This window comes from Acinetobacter lwoffii, from assembly GCF_052078135.1.
Classification (GTDB): Bacteria; Pseudomonadota; Gammaproteobacteria; order Pseudomonadales; family Moraxellaceae; genus Acinetobacter; species Acinetobacter lwoffii_Z.
In genome coordinates, this window is record NZ_JBQGUZ010000012.1 from 51,624 (window position 1) to 68,861 (window position 17,238).

Sequence of the window (17,238 nt, forward strand, 5' to 3'; positions counted from 1 at the left end):
GTTAGATGAGTTATTGTATCTATATAAAATTATAGACTGGACCAATTGGTAAGTTAGATTGAATTGGGGACAAAAAAATAATAGGAAGTGTATTGTGCGCAGGTTATATCGTAAACCAAATAAGGGGTTAATAGGAGTCGATATTAGTTCGACTTCTGTTAAGGTTTTAGAACTTTCTGTAAAAAGTGGCCGTTACTGGGTAGAGAGCTATGCTTTGATCCCATTATCGGAAAACAGTGTTGTTGAAAAAAACATTTTAAACCCAGAAGCAGTCGCTGATGCCCTTGGGCGTGCAATTAATTTGGGTAATACCCAGTCGAATCAGGCCGCTTTTGCGATTCCAACTTCAATGGTCATCACCAAAATCATTGAGATGGATGCAGACATGTCAGATGATGAACGTGAAGTTCAGATTCGTGAAGATGCGGAACAATATATTCCTTTTCCACTCGATGAAGCGAGTCTGGACTTTGAAGTTCTGCCAGACCGCCTTTCCAATCCGAACCGGGTCAATGTGCTGCTGGTCGCGACACGGATCGAAAATGTCGAAGCACGTTCTGAAGTTTTAGAGATTAGCAGTCTAACGCCTAAGATTGCAGATGTAGAAAGTTTTGCGCTGGAAAATGCCTTTAAGGTATTTTCGGACACTTTGCCGATGGGGGTCAATACGGTTGGTATTTTAGACATTGGTCATAGTATGACGACCTTGTCGGTGATGCAGAACAACAAGATTATTTATACTCGTGAGCAGGTGTTTGGCGGCAAGCAATTGACTCAGGAAATTCAGAATCGTTATGGATTATCCTTTGAGGAAGCTGGACGTGCTAAAAAAACCCGTGCCTTGCCGGATGATTATGATATTGAAGTCCTAGAACCCTTTCTGGATGCCGTGGTGCAACAGGCAGCCCGTTCATTGCAGTTCTTCTTTTCATCTTCTCAGTTTAATGAGATTGACCATATTTTACTGGCCGGCGGGAATGCTAATATTCCAGGTCTGGCAAAATTATTACAACAAAAACTCGGTTACCGTGTCACGATCGCGAATCCATTTTTGCAAATGGGCTTTTCTCCGCAAATTGATATTAAAAAAATTGAAAATGACGCGTCATCACTCATGGTTGCATGCGGTTTGGCATTAAGGAGTTTTGATTAATGGCAAGAATTAACTTACTTCCTTGGCGTGATGAGCTAAGAATTAAAAGAAATAATGAATTCGTGGCAATCTGCGTGGGGGCGCTTTTCTTGGGATTAGCGGCAGCGGGTTCAACCTGGTTTTATTATGATCACAAGCTTCAAGATCAGGAGCAGGCCAATCAGCTGATTCAAAGTACTAACCAGAATCTGGATGTGCAGTTAAAGGCGCTTGAAGGTTTACAAGAACAGCGTAATGCGATTGTTGAACGGATGAAACTGATTCAGGGTCTACAAACTCAGCGTCCGATTGCGGTGCATTTGATTGATGAAATTGTACGGGTGACCCCAAGCAATATGTATATCACCAAATTCCAGCGTATCGGCGACAAGTTTACCATTGAAGGTCGGGCTGAAAGTCCAAATACGGTAGCAGAACTGCTCCGTAATCTGGAAGCTTCATCTTGGTATCGGAATGCCTTTATGAACGCTTTCCTGGTGGCTGAAGAAGCAAAAGAAAAGGCACCGAGCTCGATTATTCCACGTGTGGAAGAATCTTATGGCAGTTTTACTGTAACGGTAGATCTGGATCAGATCGCTCAGCCAGTACTTAACGAAGAACAACAAGCAGTCACTACAACTACGGGGGCATCATCATGAGTAATGAAGAATTCGATGAGTTCAGCCAGGATGTCGTCGCTGTACCCAAAAATAAAATGACTGTTGAAAAGTTTTTTCAGCAATTCAATACATTAGATCCAAATAACTATGGAAGTTGGCCTTTATCGGTCAAAATTACCTGCTGGATTTTTATTGCCGCGCTGGCATTTGCGGTGATTTATTTTGTCATGATCAGAAGCACGATTGAATCGATTTCACAAGCCAGTGCTCAAGAACAAAACCTGCTGAATGAATTCCGTGAAAAAGAATCCAAATTACGCAACTTACAACAATATCAAATCCAGCTTCAGGAAATGGAAGCCCGTTTTAACCAGCAGTTAGAACAGTTGCCGAAAGAAACTGAAATTCCAGGTCTGGTTGAAGATATTAACCTGAGCGGTGTGAATTCAGGCCTGAAGTTTAAAAATATTCGTCTAGAGCCTGAAATTAAACAAGAATTCTTTATTGAACAGCCGATTGCAATTGAAGCGACTGGGGATTATCACGCTTTTGGCTCTTTTGTCAGCAGTATTGCCGGCTTGTCGCGTATTGTAACGCTGCATGATTTCACCATTACCGGTACTGAAAATAAAGAGAAAAAATCTGAAATTCCAGTCATTGATTATGTGGTAAAAGCCAAAACTTACCGTTATGTCGGTAATGCTGAAGGTGCTGCAGCACAGCCTGAAGCTAATAGCACTACTCAGGGGGCGCAGTAATGAAGAACATTAAAATTACTTCAGCTTTAACACTTGGGTTTTTATTGTTGGGATGCGATTCACGCATTGATGCAGTCAATCAGGAAATGGCTAATATTCGTAATCAGCCACCTTTGCCAATTGAACCGGCTCCTGATTTTATGCCAGTAGAAACTTTTAATTATGCAGCGCACCAAATCAAAAGTCCTTTTTTACCAAGCTCTTTGGCTGCTGAACTGAAAATTATGGCGGGGAAACGGGTTTATCCAAACCTATCACGTCAACTACAACCGCTAGAAAGTTATCCGCTGGAAACGTTAACCATGAAAGGCAGTATGCGCAATCAGGCAGGACAGATTCTGGCTTTAATCCAGACGCCTGATGGTGAGGTTGAGCGGATCCAACGTGGTAGCTATATGGGACTTAATCATGGTCGTGTGGTTGGAATTACGCCAACACAGATCGATTTGATTGAGATTATTCCCGATGGTCGTGAGGGATATGTGGAACGTCCGCGAAGTCTGGTTCTTATCGGGCCGGCGCCATAAGTTTTAAAGGAATAACAATGAATAAGAGTATTAAAGAATTTGTTTTTGGGGATGCTAATACAATGAATCGTGTGTTTCGTCAGTTTTCAATGGGTGCTGTTGCGATTGCGGTGATGCAAGCGGCCAGTGCGCAGGTTTCAATGACCAATATAGTACCTATGCAGCTTCCTGGGCAAGGAACTGAGATTCGGGTGATGTTCAATGGTTTGCCACCACAACCACAAGCCTACCAATTAGAATCACCGTCACGTTTGATTCTGGACTTTGACAAGGCCCAACAGAATTTAAAACAAAGCAGTATTCCGGTGGCAACACGTGAAGCCAGTTCGGTCGATGTCACTTCGGATGCGCAGCGGGCACGTCTGACGGTAAATCTGACCGAAGCCGGAGCCTTTACGACTCGCGTGGAAGGCAATACCTTTATTCTTAAAATTAACTCGGCAACTCCTGTAGCCATAACTCAACCTGTGCAGCAACAGTCAGCTCAGGGTATTAGCAACATTGGTTTCCAGCGCGGTGCGCAAGGTGAGGGTCAAGTCGTTATTGATCTAGCAGGTAATAATACCCCGGTTGATGTACAACAGCAGGGTACTAAAGTTATTGTACGGACTTTAGGCTCTAAAATCCCTGCACATTTGACACGTCGACTCAATGTCAATGATTTTGCGACTCCGGTATCGAGTGTTGATGCCGTGAATCAAAATGGTTCAGGAGTCATTACGATTCAGTCTGCGGAAAGTTATGAATATATGGCTTATCAGACTGATAACAAGTTGACCATCAGTTTGAAACGTCCGGAAACCAAGAGCCCATTACGTCCTAAAACCGTTGCTTATTCGGGTAAGAAAATTTCTTTGGATTTCCAAGATATCGAAGTCCGTCGTGTCTTACAGCTCTTAGCTGATTTCACCGATATTAATATGGTGGCAGCAGACAGTGTACAAGGCAATATTACCTTGCGCTTAAAAGAAGTGCCGTGGGATCAGGCCCTGGATATTGTACTTAAAACCAAAAACTTGGATAAACGTCGTAATGGTAATGTGATCTGGATTGCACCAGTTGCAGAGCTGATTAAGGCTGAAGAGGAAGAAGCTAAGGCTATTAAGCAAAGTGTTGCGCTTGCGCCTATCCAAACTGAATATATGCAGCTGAGTTATGCCAAAGCTGCTGATATTGAAAAATTGATTACGCAGAATAAATCCGCACAAAACTCAACTAACTCGTCAAATAGTTCCTCTAATACTACGAATAGTGAAGATAAAGAAAGTTTATTAAGTTCGCGTGGTTCTGTGTCTGTTGATGCACGAACTAATACCATTATTGTGAATGATACTCAGCCTTTTATCGATAAAATCCGCAATATGGTGGACTTACTCGATGTGCAGGTGAAACAGGTTATGGTTGAAGCGCGTATTGTGCGGGCAACGACTGATTTTACCAAAGAGATGGGAGTAAAATGGGGGATTCTATCGCAAGGGGTTACAAATAATAATCATCTTCTTGTCGGTGGCAGCGATACAACCTTATGGGATTTAAGAACCCCTGAGTTGGATGAAGAGTTGGGTGGATGGAAGTATGAAATCCAAAGACCGGATAATCTTAATGTAGACTTAGGGGTTACCAGTCCAGGTGCCAGCCGTATTGCATTTGGTTTAATCAGCCTTTCTGATTTTATGCTGGATCTTGAGCTTTCTGCACTTCAGGCAGATGGCTATGGTGAAGTGATTTCTACACCTAAAGTGCTGACAGCGGACAAGCAAAAAGCGACTGTTGCCTCTGGTTCACAAATTCCGTACCAGTCAGCAGAAGGTGGTGGTGCGAATGCAGTGTCCACTACTGAGTTTATTGATGCTACCTTAAGTCTGGATGTCACACCAAGCATTACGCCAGATGGCAAAGTACAGATGGAACTTAATATTACCAGTGACTCACCGGGTAATCCGACACCGACTGGACAGCTCACTATTAATAAAAACCAGATCAATACCAATGTCTTGGTCGATAATGGTGAAACAGTCGTCCTAGGTGGTATTTTTGAGCAGGAAACCCGTAATGCGCAAACCAAGGTACCATTCTTGGGGGATATCCCTTATGTAGGACGTTTATTCCGTAAAGATTTAAAGTCGGATAATAAACGTGAGCTACTGATTTTCGTTACACCTCGAATTGTTAATGACAGTGTTTCAAGAAATCATTAATATATTTTGAATTTAACAAAACGAATAGGTGACTCCTTGCCAAGCAAAGAGTTTGAAACCCTACCAAATATTTATTTGGTAGGGCCAATGGGGGCCGGTAAAACAACAGTAGGACGACATCTCGCAGAATTGTTAGGACGTGAATTTCTAGATAGTGATCATGAAATTGAACGTAAAACAGGCGCGACCATTCCCTGGATTTTTGAAAAAGAAGGGGAGCAGGGTTTCCGTGACCGTGAAACTGCTGTGATTAATGACCTTACCTCACGTCCCCATCTGGTTTTAGCCACCGGTGGTGGTGCAATTACTCAGGTTTTAAACCGGGACTATCTGAAACAGCGCGGAATCGTTGTTTATCTCTATACGCCGGTTGAAATTCAACTGCAACGTACCTATCGCGATAAAAACCGTCCACTCCTTCAAGTCGAAAATCCGGAACAAAAGTTACGTGATTTATTGGCAGTCCGTGATCCCTTGTATCGAGAAGTGGCACATCATATTATTGAGACCAATCAGGGTGCTGCGCGTGATCTGGCGCAGCGGATTCTCAATCTTATTACTTCTAAAAACTAAGTTCATTGAATAAAGTGGTTAATCAAGCATGCAAACCTTATATGTAGAACTCGGAGAACGTCGTTACCCTATTTTTATCGGGAGCGATCTGGATCCACAGGCCTTATTGGCTCCCTATATTCAGGGTAAGCAAGTGATGATTGTAAGCAATACTACGATTGCACCACTTTATTTGCAGCGTTATCAAACTGCAATTGAAGCTCTGAACAAACGTGTTGCGACCTGTATTTTGCCTGATGGTGAAAAATATAAGGATAGTCCGCATCTGAATCTGATTTTTGATGCACTGCTTGAAGCCGGTTTTAACAGGGACTGTACTGTGCTTGCGCTGGGTGGTGGTGTCATTGGAGATATGGCCGGGTTTGCTTCGGCCTGTTTCCAGCGCGGTGTATACTTTATCCAAGTACCGACGACTTTGCTGTCGCAAGTAGATTCAAGTGTTGGTGGAAAAACCGGGATTAATCACCCACTGGGTAAAAACATGATTGGTGCTTTCCAGCAACCTCAAGTGGTACTGGCGGATATGTCGCAGCTTTCTACTTTGCCTGATCGAGAGCTTTCAGCAGGTTTGGCTGAAGTGATTAAATATGCGCTGCTCGGTGATGAAGCATTTCTGGTCTGGCTGGAAGAGAATATGGATGCTCTGGCCGCTCGTGATGAGAAATTATTGGCTGAAGCCGTTTACCGTTCCTGTGCGCATAAGGCGCGGATCGTAGCCAATGATGAGAAAGAGCAAGGGGAACGTGCACTGCTGAATCTGGGTCATACCTTTGGTCATGCGATTGAATCCTACATGGGGTATGGTGTCTGGCTACATGGCGAGGCTGTTGCCACCGGTATGGTGATGGCTGCGGATCTGTCACAGCGTATGGGCTGGATTTCTCAAGAAGATTTAGAACGTACAAAAAAAATCATTTCTCGTGCCAAACTTCCTGTGGTTTGTCCTAAAATCCCTCTGGATGATTTTCTGGCCTATATGGCCCATGACAAAAAAGTCTTAAATGGACAATTGCGTCTGGTGTTATTAAAGCAATTAGGCGAAGCAGTGATTACCCGAGACTTCGATTTCGAGTTAATGAAACAGGCAATTTTAGCCAATCAGGTATAGGTTTAGTTTTATGGCAGCGTTACATACTCCTTGGCAAAAGGTTCAGCATTATTTCTGGCTGGTCTGTGGAGTAGGCTGTCTCTTTGCTGCCTTGATCTTCTGGGCAGCTACTGATTCAGATGAGGTCATTGAAATTGAAAAAAAACCTGAAACCGAAGTCCAGTTGCAGATTCAGCCAGAAAAAGTAGCCACAATGACCCATCTTGGTGCGCTTTTTCAGGAAGTGAAACCACTGGATCTAAATACACGTACCGTCGTGAATGCCAGTCATGAGCCAGAATTTCGCGGTACTAAATTTGTCAATGAAGCCAAAAAACAGCACGCAATTGAATTATTTCGTGTGACCAATGAAGCCATTTTAAAAAGTTTCCTTAAAAAACAGTCAGATCGTAAGCCTTTTGTTTACTTGAGAATATCGGGTGAAAATCAGCCAGAGCAGTATGTATTGTTATATGGTCAATTTAAGACTGCGGCACAAGCCAATCAGGCACTCTCTACACTGAAGTTAAATTTACCGGGCTCAGTTAAACCCGCAGTCGTTCCAATGCAGCAATATGCCAGTCTGGTCAATAATCTGGGTTCAGAAGAATTAGCCAGTAATCAAAAGCTTTACGAAATTCGTTTGAAAAATGTGCCTTTGCCAAAAGTAGATGAATCGGTACGACTTAGACAGCAGCAAACCCAAACTGAGGCCAAGCCGCGCAGCTCTGACGCTGCGACTACCAGTACCACTATTGTGCGCCGTGATTCATCGGGAAATGTAGTTGATGTGCAGAAATCTGAAAGTGCTGTAGAAGGTACACCTCAACCACAAAATAACAATAATCGACCTGCTCAGGGCAGTAATCCGCATCCTCAAAATAACGAGATTAGTGATCCATTTAATTAGTTCGGTCTAAAATAGCGCATCCAAAAAATTACAGAATTAAAAATGAGCGCTTTTGGTGCAAAAAATGCACATTAAAATTAACCCTTAGTGTGCTGTTCTGCGCTAAATCTTTGTCATCTGTATTGTTTTAATTTATGCGCTGTTTGTTGGCATGGAATTTGCTTTATTGGTGCATGAATTGAATTAATCTCCCTGTTTTAGCGCGAAAAATGATTCGATGACACCGTATGAATGTCATATTTATTCCAGATTTTTATGTTATTCATGAGCAGAATAAACTTTATTTGTTATGCATTTAGTCTAAAAAAGGACTAGTCTGAAGAAATAAAGAAAAATGCTTTTGCTCTACCAAGACGGTCTTCGAAAGTCCATTAGACGCCAGCGCAGAGAAAAATTTAGATTGTTTAATAGCCTGTTGAGGCTTAGTGAAAGAAGGGTACGCTATGCACATGCCATCGCCTAATAATGTAGCTCCCGCTCAAGGTTTATACCAACCGGATGAGTTTAAAGATAACTGTGGTTTCGGTTTGATCGCCCATATGCAGGGTGATGCTAGCCATGATCTCGTCAAGACCGCGATTCATAGTTTGAGTTGTATGACCCATCGTGGTGGTATTGCCGCGGATGGCAAGACGGGAGATGGTTGTGGTTTGCTCTTGGCGATGCCGAAAAAATTCTTCCGTGAAGAAGTAAAACGCTTAAGTGATACCACCTTAAGTGAAGTGTTTGCTGTGGGGTCGGTGTTTCTAAATCTTGATCCTGCGCTTGCTACTCATGCCAAACAGGTTTTAAACAAAGAGATTGAAGCTGAAGGTTTAATCGTTCTGGCGTGGCGTGTGATTCCGACCAATGTCGATGCATTGGGTGAAATTGCATTGCAATCGATGCCGGCATTTGAACAGATTATTGTTAACTGTCCAATGGGTGTGACTGAGGTTGAATTTAACCGTAAGTTATTCCTGGCACGCCGTCGTGCAGAACAACTGTTGGTAAATGATACATCTTTCTATGTCACGACCTTATGTTCAACGGTGATCAGCTATAAAGGCTTGATGATGCCAGAAGCGATTGCAGATTTTTATACAGATCTGGCTGATCCACGTTTGGAATCACATATTGTGGTCTTCCATCAGCGCTTCTCGACCAATACTTTGCCACGCTGGCCTTTGGCACAACCTTTCCGTTACTTGGCACACAATGGTGAAATCAATACCATTACTGCGAATCGTAACTGGGCCATGGCGCGTGTGCCAAAATTTGAAAATCCATTATTGCCGGGTTTAACTGAACTGAATCCAATTGTGAACCGTACCGGTTCAGATTCTTCAAGCCTGGACAACATGCTGGAGATTCTGGTGGGTGGCGGCATGGATCTGTTCCGTGCACTCCGTATGCTGGTTCCGCCTGCCTGGCAGAACGTGGAAACACTTGATGCTGATCTTCGTGCTTTCTATGAATTCAACTCAAAACATATGGAAGCTTGGGACGGTCCGGCTGGTCTGGTGATTCAGGATGGTCGTCATGCGATCTGTATGCTGGATCGCAACGGTCTGCGTCCTGCGCGTTGGGTGATTACTAAAAATGGCTATATCACGTTGGCGTCTGAAATTGGCGTATGGGGTTACCAACCTGAAGATGTGATTTCTAAAGGCCGTGTCGGCCCAGGCCAGATGCTGGTCATCGACACGCAGACTGGCAAGGTACTGGATACGCAAGATGTCAATAATCATCTGAAACGTATGCGTCCATACCGTGAATGGTTACGTGAAAATTCTGTGCGTCTGCAAGGCAGTCCAGAGCTGGAAGAATATTTATGTGATCAAGGCTTAAAAGGTGATGGCCTGAAAGCGGCACAAAAAATGTTCATGGTGACCTTTGAAGAGCGTGACCAGTTATTGCGTCCGATAGCCGAAAGCGGTCAGGAAGCTGTAGGTTCAATGGGCGATGATACGCCAATGGCGGTATTGTCTCGTCAGGTGCGCCATGTGTCGGATTATTTCCGCCAGCAGTTTGCACAAGTGACCAACCCGCCAATCGATCCGCTACGTGAATCGATTGTGATGTCACTGGAAACCTGTTTAGGTCGTGAACAAAACGTCTTTGAACAAGGGCCTGAACATGCAGATCGCTTGATCATTTCCAGCCCTGTGCTGTCTAATTCGAAAATGCATCAGATCCGTACCTTGGGTCGTGCCGGTTACGAAATTGCAGATATCGACCTGAACTATGCTGAAATCGAAGGTCTGGAAGCTGCAATTGCACGGATCTGTGAAGAATCTGCGCAAGCCATTCGTGATGGTAAAACCTTACTGATGCTTTCAGACAAGAAAATCCGTGAAGGCTACTTGCCTGCCAATGCCTTCATGATCACTGGTGCGGTGCATCATCACCTGATTAATACAGGTCTGCGTACCGATGCCAACCTGATTATTGAAACCGGATTTGCTCGTGATCCGCATCAGTTTGCAGTGCTACTTGGTTTTGGTGCGACAGCCATCTACCCGTACCTAGCTTATGACGTGATCAATGATCTGGTCGCAAAAGGTGAATTATTGGGTGACCCGATTTATGCGCAAAACAATTTCCGTAAAGGAATTGAAAAAGGTCTACTGAAAGTCCTTTCGAAAATGGGTATTTCTACGGTTGCTTCTTATCGTGGTGGTCAGCTGTTTGAAGCAGTGGGCTTATCTAATGAAGTGGTGGATAAATGCTTCATCGGTGTGCCAAGTCGTATTCAGGGTGCCACTTTTGTCGATCTTGAAAATGATCAAAAACAATTGGCGGATATTGCCTGGAAAAACCGTAAACCAATTGATCAGGGCGGCTTGCTGAAATTTGTATTCGGCAAGGAATACCATGCCTTTAATCCGGACGTGATCAACTCGCTGCATAAAGCAGTGCGTTCGGGTAATTATGCAGACTTTAAAGAGTATGCAGAACTGGTGAACAAGCGTCCAATTGCGACGATTCGTGACCTATTCAAACTCAAAACAGATAACTCGATTCCAGTTGAACAAGTGGAATCAGTGGAAGAGATCCTGCCTCGCTTTGACTCTGCCGGCATGTCTTTAGGTGCACTGTCCCCTGAAGCACATGAAGCGATTGCGATTGCCATGAACACGATTGGTGGTCGCTCGAACTCAGGTGAGGGCGGTGAAGATCCAGCGCGTTACGGTACTATCCGCAACTCGAAAATCAAACAAATTGCATCGGGCCGTTTTGGTGTGACGCCTGCTTACTTAACATCTGCAGAAGTTCTTCAAATTAAAGTCGCGCAAGGTGCAAAACCAGGTGAAGGTGGTCAGTTGCCGGGTGGTAAAGTGAATGGTCTCATTGCCCGTTTACGTTACTCTGTACCGGGCGTTACCCTGATTTCGCCACCTCCGCATCACGATATCTATTCAATTGAAGATTTATCACAGTTGATCTTTGATTTAAAACAGGTTAACCCACAGGCGATGGTGTCAGTTAAGCTGGTTTCTGAACCGGGTGTCGGTACGATTGCGGCAGGTGTAGCGAAAGCGTATGCCGATTTCATTACCATTTCTGGTTATGATGGTGGGACAGCGGCTTCTCCACTTTCTTCAATTCATCATGCAGGTTCACCGTGGGAACTGGGTCTTTCTGAGGCACATCAGGCCCTTCGTGTGAATGACCTGCGTGGTAAAGTTCGCGTACAAACAGATGGTGGTTTAAAAACCGGTCTGGATGTCGTAAAAGCAGCAATTCTCGGTGCTGAAAGCTTCGGCTTTGGTTCGACTCCGATGATCGCATTGGGTTGTAAATACCTGCGTATCTGCCACTTGAATAACTGTGCAACCGGTGTTGCGACTCAACAAGATCATTTACGTCAAGAGCATTATATTGGCGAGCCACAAATGCTGATTAACTTCTTCACCTTTATTGCTGAAGAAACCCGTGAATGGCTAGCGGCACTTGGTGTATCGAGTCTGAAAGACCTGATTGGCCGTACGGATCTGCTGGAAGTCTTGCCAGGTGAAACTGCCAAGCATGCACATCTTGATTTAAGCAAATTGCTTGAGTCGCATCCTTCAGCGGAAGGTAAAGCACAATACTGCGAAGTGCAGGGCAATGCGCCATTTGATAAAGGCATTCTGGCTGAAAAAATGGTAGATAAGATTCTACCTGCGATTGAAGCGGGAACTGGCGGCGAATATAGTTTCACGATCGGTAACTGTGACCGCTCGATTGGCGCACGGCTGTCTGGTGAAATTGCGAAACGTTATGGCAACCTGAGCATGGAAGCCCATCCGGTGAAAGTTCACCTGAATGGTACTGCGGGTCAGTCGCTGGGTGTATGGAATGCTGGTGGCTTGCATATCAGTCTGGAAGGCGATGCCAATGACTATGTCGGTAAAGGCATGGCCGGTGGTCGTATCTCTATCTTCCCGCCAAAAGGTTCACCATTCCAGACACAAAATACTGCGATTATTGGGAATACCTGCTTGTATGGTGCGACTGGCGGTAAGTTATATGCCGCGGGTACAGCGGGCGAGCGTTTCGCGGTGCGTAACTCGGGTGCATTTGCTGTCATTGAAGGTGCAGGCGATCATTGCTGTGAATATATGACCGGCGGTATTGTTACGGTGTTGGGTAAAGTCGGACATAACTTCGGTGCGGGTATGACTGGTGGTTTTGCTTATGTACTTGATCTGGATAATGACTTCGTTGATCATTATAACCACGAACTGATTGAGCTGAATCGTATTTCCACCGAAGCGATGGAAGAGCACAAAGCCTTCTTAGGTCGTATCCTGGATGAACATATTAAAGAAACGGGTAGTGCTTGGGCGTACAAGATCCGCCATGAGTTTGACTTCTACAGCCGCAAGTTCTGGTTGGTAAAACCAAAAGCAGCCAACTTGCAAACGCTGTTGAAAACCACTCAAGCTGATCCACAATAATTCCACTACTGCAGAAACATAGGCAGATGTAAGGCAACTGTGAACCCCTTACATCTCCCCACGGAGAGAGACATGGCAGAACGCCTGAATAATGACTTTCAATTCCTGGATGTCGCACGCCAAGACCCAGAGAAAAAAGAGATTGATGTCCGCAAAGCAGAATTTGTGGAAATTTATAAGCCTTATACAGCGGAAATTGCAGCCAATCAGACGCATCGCTGCCTAGGCTGTGGTAACCCGTACTGTGAGTGGAAATGTCCGGTACATAACTACATTCCAAACTGGTTAAAACTGGTGTCTGAAGGACGTCTGTTTCAGGCGGCTGAACTGTGTCATCAGACCAATACTTTACCGGAAGTCTGTGGCCGTGTCTGTCCGCAAGACCGTCTGTGTGAAGGGGCGTGTACCCTGAACGACGGTTTTGGTGCGGTGACGATCGGGAATGCAGAAAAATATATCAACGATACAGCTTTTGCTTTGGGCTGGCGTCCAGATATGTCCAATGTGCAATGGACCAATAAAAAAGTCGCGATTATCGGGGCAGGTCCTGCAGGACTTGGCTGTGCGGATATTTTGGTGCGTAACGGGGTAAAACCTGTGGTCTTTGATAAACGTCCAGAAATTGGGGGGTTGCTGACTTTCGGTATTCCAGAATTCAAGATGGAAAAAGATGTGATGAAACGCCGCCGTGAAATTTTCACCGGTATGGGGGTGGAATTCCGTCTGAATACTGAGATTGGTACAGATGTGACCATCGACCAGTTACTTGCAGATTATGATGCGGTATTCATGGGCATGGGCACCTATACTTATATGAAAGGTGGTTTTGCCGGTGAAGATCTGGATGGTGTGTATGATGCACTGGATTTCCTGATTGCGAATGTCAATCGTTGTCAGGGCTGGGAAAAAGATCCGGCTGAATACATCAGTGTTGAAGGCAAAAAAGTCATCGTTTTAGGCGGTGGTGATACGGCTATGGACTGTAACCGTACTTCGATCCGTCAAGGTGCTGAATCGGTCGTCTGTGCCTATCGTCGTGATGAAGAAAACATGCCAGGTTCACGCCGTGAAGTGCAAAATGCACGTGAAGAAGGGGTGAATTTCCAGTTTAACCGTCAGCCGATCGAAGTTGTTGGTGAAAATGGTAAAGTGACCGGTGTGAAATTTATTACTACTCAGCTAGGTGAGCCGGACAGTCGTGGTCGCCGTAGTCCAGAGCCGATTCCGGGTTCAGAAGAAATTCTTCCAGCGGATGCAGTCCTGCTTGCTTTTGGTTTCCGTACCAGCCCAGCAGACTGGTTCACCGATGTAGAAATCAATCTGGATGGTTCAGGTCGTGTCGTTGCCGCTGAGCAGCAACAATACAAATTCCAGACTTCGAATCCAAAAATCTTTGCTGGTGGTGACATGGTTCGTGGTTCTGATCTGGTGGTCACTGCAATCTGGGAAGGCCGTCAGGCAGCTGAAGGTATTCTGGATTATCTAGATGTTTAACAGTTGAAAATTCACTGAAATCATTCAAACAACCCGCTACGGCGGGTTTTTTATTTTTGGATATTGTCTAACTTAAGAGAGGCCATTAAAAAAGATTATAAAAAGTAACAAAACTTTAGAAAATACTGTTTAAAATCAAATTAATTATATAAATTTTAATAAAGAATTGAGGACAAGATATCATGCGTGTATTCAAACAATCTCTTATCGCCTTGATGCTGGCCAGTACCTTGACCCTGAGTGGTTGTGGTTATAATACCTTACAAGTCAAAGATGAAGCAGTCACTGCCGCTTGGTCGGAAGTACAAAACCAGTATCAGCGCCGTGCCGATCTGGTACCTAATCTGGTCAATGTAGTCAAAGGCTATGCCTCGCATGAAGAGCAGGTTTTAACGGAAGTAACACAAGCACGTGCCAATGTTGCCGGTTTAAAAGTAGATCGTGACGTACTGGAAGATCCTGAATTATTCCAGCGTTATCAGGAAGCACAGGCCCAGATGACCAGCGCCTTGTCTCGTCTGTTGGCTGTGACTGAAAATTATCCAGATTTGAAAGCGAATCAACAGTTCCGTGATCTACAGGTACAGTTAGAAGGCACTGAAAACCGGATTGCTGTGGCACGTAACCGGTATATTACGACAGTACAGGACTTCAACTCTTATGCGCGTCAGTTCCCGCAAGTCATGACAGCCAAAGTGATTGGCATGGATACCAAACAGAACTTTAGTGCCGAGCAAAGTGCCCAGAAAGCGCCAACGGTTTCCTTTGAATAAGTAAGATTTGTAGATAAGCGAGAGATCAGATGCCTGAAATACTGCTGAAATACTGTGCTAGTTTGATTCTTATGTTGGGCATGGGAATGACAACGCCTGTTTTAGCAGAAACGGCTACGGCTACAGATACTGAAGAGGTCATCGTAGCCCGTGAAATCTTACAGCCTAAAAATAATCAAAATACTCCAGCCCAAAATACAGAAACTGCAGCAGCATCACAGCCGCAAATTACCAATGACATGGCTGAAGGACAGCTTCAGCGCGACTTGCCCAGCCTGAATGAACCGGTTATTGATCAGGCAAATTTACTCAGTCCCGCTGAAAAACAGCAACTCAGTCAGCGCATTCTAAAACTTTATAATGAAGGCAAAGGGCAAATAGGTGTAGTCATTGTTCCGACCACCGGGCAGGAAGATATTTTTGATTACTCCATGCGCGTTGCTGAAGCCTGGCAGCTGGGTTCAGCCAAACGTGATAACGGTTTGTTGATGACCATTGCCATTAATGATCGCCGTATTCAAATTTTGACCGGTTATGGCTTGGAGGGGATTCTACCCGATATTGTAGCGGGCCGTATTATTCATGACAAAATTACGCCATTTTTTAAGCAAGGTCAGTATGCACAAGGCATTGATTCCGGACTAACCGAAATTGAACGTATTTTAAATTTAGATCCTGAAATTGCTGCACAGGCAGCGGATGAAATCAAAGAGCGCCAGGAGCAAGCTTATCAAGCTCAAAAAGCATCGCAAGCTACTTTTGGAAGCGTTATCTTTATTATTATTGCAGGTGTTATTGGCTCCATGATCTTTGGTAAACGTCTGAGTGCAGCGACTGCGGCAGTAGCAGGTACAGCCGCAGGCTTAGTGAATGGCTTAGGCTTGGTTGCTAGTTTAATGATTGGCGCAGGTATTTTCTTTTTATTGGTCACCTCTATTGCCCAGTTGATTTTACATGCCTTTTTAGCAGGTGGAGGCCGGGGCGGCGGTAGTGGTCGTGGTCGTGGTGGTTTTGGTGGCGGCGGCTTCGGCGGTGGCGGTGGCGGTTTTGGTGGGGGAGGAGCATCAGGCTCATGGTAACAACTACAGATACGACAGAGATTGTCACGCAACCCAAGCTGGAAGAACATGCACAGCCGAGTTTTAAGCGTTGGCTAAAGCATTTCTTTTATATGCCGGCAACCAAGCGTTTTTTTTCCAAGCAGGATCAGCATGCGATTGCCGTCGTGGTGGAAGAAGCCGAGCATGGGCATGTGGGGGAGATTCAGGTCGTCATTGAAGGTTGTTTGCCTTCACGATCTGCCTATTATCAAGATACCTTATGTCGTGCCCGGCAGTTATTTGCGGAAATTGGTGTTTGGGATACCGAATATAATAGTGGAGTACTCCTGTATTTGAATCTGTGTGAACATAAGGTTGAGATTGTGATTGATCGAGGAATTAAAGATGCAACGACCCAGCAAGTCTGGGATGAAATCTGCCAAAACATTATTCAGCATCTAGTCCAGCAGAAGTTTAAAGAGGGTGTAATTGAAGGTGTAAAGCAGATTGGAGAGGTTCTACATCAATACTATGATCGTAGAATAGATGATTTAAAGAATGAATTAGGAAATAAGCCAATCATTCTGGGATGATTTTAGTCAACTAAGTGACATTTTTTGTCAGTTAGTTACACAAAAGAAAACATAATAATTACAAAAATAAAAATATTTTTTTAAAGTGCTGTTTTTTCTGCCAAAATTATTATAATAAAACTTGGCACATTTAGTGCTAAATATAAATAAGCTAAATGAGCTATTTCTTTAAGCTTATAAATAAACAAAAAACATTTGTGGAGAATGTTATGAATACAGTACAAAAGGGTTTTACCCTTATTGAATTAATGATTGTTGTAGCAATTATCGGTATTTTAGCTGCAATCGCACTTCCTGCTTACCGTGACTATATGCAACGTTCTTCTAACAGTGCATGTTTAGGCGAAGCTAAGGCATATATGGGTACAGCGGTTGCTGATGCTGCAGATGGTCGTGCACCAAGTGCGCCTAAGAATGTAGCTTGTGCGAGTGGTCCTACAGTAACTATTGCTAACTATACTGGTGGTGCATCAATCACGTTTGTACCGCAATCTAAAGGTACAGCAACCTTGGAGAAAGATTCTATCTGTGATGCTGGAACAGGTAGCTGTCGTCTTGAGTCTTAATTCACATTAAGATTTGGTCTAGCATAAAAAGCACCTCCGGGT

General features: G+C 44.3%; 14 protein-coding genes. All 14 read left to right on the forward strand.

Translation table 11 applies throughout. The features are described from left to right. Positions 1-94: 94 nt before the first annotated feature. The 14 genes from ACTL4S_RS09565 to ACTL4S_RS09630 all read left to right on the forward strand — a co-directional run bounded on the left by ACTL4S_RS09565 (position 95) and on the right by ACTL4S_RS09630 (position 17,196). Positions 95-1,153: a pilus assembly protein PilM gene (locus ACTL4S_RS09565; protein WP_004644949.1), complete on the forward strand. Its 1,059-nt coding sequence runs from the start codon at positions 95-97 to the stop codon at positions 1,151-1,153. Next, entirely contained in the window at positions 1,153-1,791 is a 639-nt protein-coding gene (locus ACTL4S_RS09570) for a PilN domain-containing protein (RefSeq protein WP_044109012.1), read from the forward strand. The genes ACTL4S_RS09565 and ACTL4S_RS09570 overlap by 1 nt, the downstream gene beginning before the upstream one ends. After that, positions 1,788-2,510, forward strand: coding sequence for a type IV pilus inner membrane component PilO (locus ACTL4S_RS09575; RefSeq protein ID WP_243474101.1), 723 nt, complete (start codon positions 1,788-1,790; stop codon positions 2,508-2,510). Before ACTL4S_RS09570 ends, ACTL4S_RS09575 begins: the two co-directional genes overlap by 4 nt. After that, positions 2,510-3,037, forward strand: coding sequence for a pilus assembly protein PilP (locus ACTL4S_RS09580; RefSeq protein WP_004732447.1), 528 nt, complete (start codon positions 2,510-2,512; stop codon positions 3,035-3,037). Before ACTL4S_RS09575 ends, ACTL4S_RS09580 begins: the two co-directional genes overlap by 1 nt. A 62-nt stretch (positions 3,038-3,099) precedes the next feature. Then, positions 3,100-5,235, forward strand: coding sequence for a type IV pilus secretin PilQ (locus tag ACTL4S_RS09585; protein WP_441299254.1), 2,136 nt, complete (start codon positions 3,100-3,102; stop codon positions 5,233-5,235). A gap of 36 nt (positions 5,236-5,271) precedes the next feature. Next, positions 5,272-5,808: a shikimate kinase AroK gene (aroK, locus tag ACTL4S_RS09590; protein ID WP_004644955.1), complete on the forward strand. Its 537-nt coding sequence runs from the start codon at positions 5,272-5,274 to the stop codon at positions 5,806-5,808. 28 nt (positions 5,809-5,836) lie between these two features. Then, on the forward strand, positions 5,837-6,916 hold the full coding sequence (aroB, locus tag ACTL4S_RS09595; RefSeq protein ID WP_441299255.1) for a 3-dehydroquinate synthase: 1,080 nt from the start codon (positions 5,837-5,839) through the stop codon (positions 6,914-6,916). A gap of 10 nt (positions 6,917-6,926) precedes the next feature. Then, positions 6,927-7,805 (forward strand): hypothetical protein, encoded by an 879-nt coding sequence (locus tag ACTL4S_RS09600; protein ID WP_441299256.1) that lies wholly within the window; start codon positions 6,927-6,929, stop codon positions 7,803-7,805. Between the two features lie 449 nt (positions 7,806-8,254). Beyond that, positions 8,255-12,730 (forward strand): glutamate synthase large subunit, encoded by a 4,476-nt coding sequence (gltB, locus tag ACTL4S_RS09605; protein ID WP_441299257.1) that lies wholly within the window; start codon positions 8,255-8,257, stop codon positions 12,728-12,730. A 72-nt stretch (positions 12,731-12,802) separates the two neighbouring features. Further along, a complete protein-coding gene (locus tag ACTL4S_RS09610) occupies positions 12,803-14,224 on the forward strand; it encodes a glutamate synthase small subunit GltD family protein (protein ID WP_180086809.1) in 1,422 nt (473 codons plus the stop codon). Positions 14,225-14,406: 182 nt separating this feature from the next. Beyond that, complete coding sequence (locus ACTL4S_RS09615) at positions 14,407-14,997, forward strand: LemA family protein (protein ID WP_441299258.1); 591 nt, start codon at positions 14,407-14,409, stop codon at positions 14,995-14,997. Between the two features lie 29 nt (positions 14,998-15,026). Beyond that, positions 15,027-16,076, forward strand: coding sequence for a TPM domain-containing protein (locus ACTL4S_RS09620; protein WP_441299259.1), 1,050 nt, complete (start codon positions 15,027-15,029; stop codon positions 16,074-16,076). Next, entirely contained in the window at positions 16,070-16,630 is a 561-nt protein-coding gene (locus ACTL4S_RS09625) for a TPM domain-containing protein (protein ID WP_441299260.1), read from the forward strand. The genes ACTL4S_RS09620 and ACTL4S_RS09625 overlap by 7 nt, the downstream gene beginning before the upstream one ends. Positions 16,631-16,839: 209 nt before the next feature. Continuing rightward, positions 16,840-17,196 carry a pilin gene (locus tag ACTL4S_RS09630; RefSeq protein WP_441299261.1) on the forward strand — a complete coding sequence of 119 codons (357 nt, stop codon included), beginning with the start codon at positions 16,840-16,842 and terminating at the stop codon, positions 17,194-17,196. Positions 17,197-17,238: the final 42 nt, after the last annotated feature.

Excerpts from the sequence above, each read along its gene's own strand:
- ACTL4S_RS09580 (WP_004732447.1), top strand. The coding sequence starts at position 2,510 with ATGAAGAACATTAAAATTACTTCAGCTTTAACACTTGGGTTTTTATTG.
- ACTL4S_RS09610 (WP_180086809.1), top strand. The coding sequence starts at position 12,803 with ATGGCAGAACGCCTGAATAATGACTTTCAATTCCTGGATGTCGCACGC.
- aroB (WP_441299255.1), top strand. The coding sequence starts at position 5,837 with ATGCAAACCTTATATGTAGAACTCGGAGAACGTCGTTACCCTATTTTT.
- ACTL4S_RS09620 (WP_441299259.1), top strand. The coding sequence starts at position 15,027 with ATGCCTGAAATACTGCTGAAATACTGTGCTAGTTTGATTCTTATGTTG.
- ACTL4S_RS09570 (WP_044109012.1), top strand. The coding sequence starts at position 1,153 with ATGGCAAGAATTAACTTACTTCCTTGGCGTGATGAGCTAAGAATTAAA.
- ACTL4S_RS09600 (WP_441299256.1), top strand. The coding sequence starts at position 6,927 with ATGGCAGCGTTACATACTCCTTGGCAAAAGGTTCAGCATTATTTCTGG.
- ACTL4S_RS09625 (WP_441299260.1), top strand. The coding sequence starts at position 16,070 with ATGGTAACAACTACAGATACGACAGAGATTGTCACGCAACCCAAGCTG.
- ACTL4S_RS09615 (WP_441299258.1), top strand. The coding sequence starts at position 14,407 with ATGCGTGTATTCAAACAATCTCTTATCGCCTTGATGCTGGCCAGTACC.
- ACTL4S_RS09575 (WP_243474101.1), top strand. The coding sequence starts at position 1,788 with ATGAGTAATGAAGAATTCGATGAGTTCAGCCAGGATGTCGTCGCTGTA.
- gltB (WP_441299257.1), top strand. The coding sequence starts at position 8,255 with ATGCCATCGCCTAATAATGTAGCTCCCGCTCAAGGTTTATACCAACCG.
- ACTL4S_RS09585 (WP_441299254.1), top strand. The coding sequence starts at position 3,100 with ATGAATCGTGTGTTTCGTCAGTTTTCAATGGGTGCTGTTGCGATTGCG.
- ACTL4S_RS09630 (WP_441299261.1), top strand. The coding sequence starts at position 16,840 with ATGAATACAGTACAAAAGGGTTTTACCCTTATTGAATTAATGATTGTT.